At 39.6% G+C, this 1,549-nt stretch carries 1 protein-coding gene and 1 pseudogene; one reads left to right on the forward strand and one right to left on the reverse strand.

Annotated elements, in window-relative coordinates:
- Positions 1-52: 52 nt before the first annotated feature.
- A pseudogene (locus PPOP_RS24550) lies at positions 53-211 on the reverse strand (IS3 family transposase); the annotation flags it as partial.
- A gap of 385 nt (positions 212-596) precedes the next feature.
- Between PPOP_RS24550 and PPOP_RS15980 the strand changes: the two are divergent.
- The gene (locus PPOP_RS15980) at positions 597-947 is read left to right on the forward strand and encodes a hypothetical protein (RefSeq protein WP_042229303.1); all 351 of its coding nucleotides are present in this window, start codon (positions 597-599) and stop codon (positions 945-947) included.
- The last annotated feature ends 602 nt before the right edge of the window (positions 948-1,549 follow it).

The following is a 1,549-nucleotide window of genomic DNA, read 5'->3' on the forward strand; positions in this document are numbered from 1 at the left end:
GCTGGCAAGTGCCTCTTTCTTTTTCTAGTAAAAATGCAATTTAACTAGGCATTTTTATGCTGCTATTCTTAGCACTTTTAGTTTGCCATAAACAGCTCATGGTAATGCCCTTTTCTTTTACGGCTTCCTGGTATGCCCAGGACGTATACACGCTACCTTGATCGCTATGGAGCATCATTCCCGGTAAATCGGGCAATGGATTCAGCGTGTCAAACGAATTAAGCTTTTCCTCGATTTCCAACAACCCGGAAGCAATGTCTGGGTTAATATGCCTTACTTCCTGATAAAAAATTGTATAAAGTGAATAGAACTCTTTCTCAACAAAAGCACCTCCCTCTTATGATGAATAAATAAGACTGCTATCAAGCCCATTAAACTAGATTGTATAACTCTCCAATACATTCACCCCCAAAAAGAAAGCATATTTTTACTCTATCATCCAACTTTAATATTTTTTGTAAAAATAAAGAGAAGACCTGACTAGGCCTTCTTTTGAAACAGATGCTCAACGTATTTCCGCTTTGCCCTTGCCACATTGCAAGTTGCAGCGTTGTTGTCAAAATGATGATGGAAAGAAAAAAAGTGAAATTGATAGCGTGAAACGTGAGCTTGCCAAAATTATTGAACGACGAGAAAAGTGGCAGTACATGTTTGTTGAAGGCCTGATTGGAAAACAGGAAATTCGCAAAAAAATGGCTGAGGAAGATGATAAGGAACGCGAAGTTCGTCAGCGAATCGCACAGGAGAAAAAATCACTTTCAGCCATTCCACGCATTGACGAACTTGTTGGCTTGGCTGAAGGATGGCCGTATTTTGATGATCAAGAGAAGAAAGATCTTATATATACCCTTTTTGAGAGTATTACGATAAACACCAATCTCACAAATGTGAAGGGCGTAAAAAACAAGTTTTTTGACGCTTATATACAGGACGCATCATTCAATTAATTCCACAATACCCATGACAAGGACCCATCATGGGTATTGTGGAATTGAAAAGCTTCAGCAATTTGGCTGAAGCCTTTTCATTGTGCAATGCATTTTCAAAATAATTGTTCCTCTGGCGAAAGTATTATCAATCGGCTACAGTCACCTTTTCTGCTCCTTTGTGAAATTGAGTTGGTCTTTGCATGCTGTCATGCAAAAAAAATAGGGCCGTACAGCAACGCTACGGCCCCTTTCTTACCTTCTATCCTGAAAATTAACTCATTGCACAAACTGAAGAAGACAATACAAAGCTGATCCTGAACCTTAAAAAAATGGTTAAGGTAAAAAAACGGTAATGTGCCTTCGTTAGAATCAAGATGCTAAAACGAAAATTGCTCCATATCTTTAACTATAGAATCAACTCGGTTCGCAATAAACTGCTTACTCGTCGCCCCTTTTTTCGGCAAAATTAACCACAAGGGCTGTCAGGTAAGTACCGATCAACTAGGAAAGAGTTTGCCCAATCCCCAAACTGATCCTCTATCCAGCCATTTTCGAGCGCAAAATCCACAACTTGAAACAAGCTGCCGACATGTAGGGGAGCATATCATCTTCCTCAACGG

The sequence above is a fragment of the Paenibacillus popilliae ATCC 14706 genome (assembly GCF_000315235.1).
Lineage (GTDB): Bacteria > Bacillota > Bacilli > Paenibacillales > Paenibacillaceae > Paenibacillus_B > Paenibacillus_B popilliae.